Below are 1,016 nucleotides of genomic sequence, written 5' to 3' on the forward strand. Positions count from 1 at the left end.
ACAGCTATCAATTACAAGGAAAGCTGACGGATGGTACTGCAACCTGAGCCTAGAGGATAAGTCAGTGCCGGAGTTCAACCCTGATGACATTATTCCTACTTGGGAAAACTCAATTGGAATGGATGCTATTCTAGATAGAGGCTTTTATCTAGCAATATCCGATGGCAAGAAACTCCCCTCACTTAAACCACTTCGTCGGAATCAAGACAAGTTAACCACAGTTTCTCAACGGAAAAATAAGCGTAAAAAAGGAAGTAAAGCCAGAGGTAAACTAGCAAAACGGGAAGCCCGTATTCATCAACAGATAGCTAGGAGTCGTGAAGATTTCCAGTACAAAACTGCTCATCAACTTGTGAATACAGGTAAGAAAGTCTTCTTTCACGAGAAGCTGAACCTCAAGGGTTTAACTCGTCGCAATACTCCTAAACGAGGGCGAGATGGTAGGTTCTTATCCAATGGTCAATCATCAAAATCAGGACTTAACAAGTCTTGGCTAGATGCAGCCTTTGGTCAGTTCTTTGAAGTGCTGGGTCAGGTAGCCGCAAAAGCTAACGCCAGTGTAGTCGAAGTCAAGCCAAATTACACATCTCAACTCCTCTGTTATCGAGATAAATTTGTGTTCACCGACCGAGATATGCGAGAGTATTTCGATGAGGAATTAAAGCTGATTGTCGATAGAGATGTCAACGCATCAATCAACATAAAGCGAGTCGGGCTGGATGTGTTCCCGACTATAAAACGCCGTAGAGGGAAGCCTGTAGTTGTTGAATCTACTACTAATAGTACCTCGCAGGAAGCTCTGACCGCTCTTTATGAGCATCAGAAGCCCACACTGAAAGCGTAGCGGAGCGTGTGTGGTACATCACAATCCAAACTGCAAAACTTACAAGAAGAAATCGCCACAAATTTAATGGGTATGTACACGATGACTCGTCTAATTGGGCGACGCATGGCAGCACGACGAGAAGGCACTATTGTAAATGTTTCTAGTTTGATGGGTAAAGTAGCAGCACCGA

General features: G+C 43.9%; 1 protein-coding gene and 1 pseudogene. Both read left to right on the forward strand.

Annotation, left to right across the window (positions count from 1 at the left end):
- On the forward strand, positions 1 to 844 hold an 844-nt coding region (locus F6K38_RS43090; RefSeq protein ID WP_287267966.1), incomplete at its 5' end, for an RNA-guided endonuclease InsQ/TnpB family protein.
- Between the two features lie 21 nt (positions 845 to 865).
- A pseudogene (locus F6K38_RS43095) lies at positions 866 to 1,016 on the forward strand (SDR family NAD(P)-dependent oxidoreductase); the annotation flags it as partial.

Source organism: Moorena sp. SIO3B2 (assembly GCF_010692525.1).
GTDB classification, from domain to species: Bacteria; Cyanobacteriota; Cyanobacteriia; order Cyanobacteriales; family Coleofasciculaceae; genus Moorena; species Moorena producens.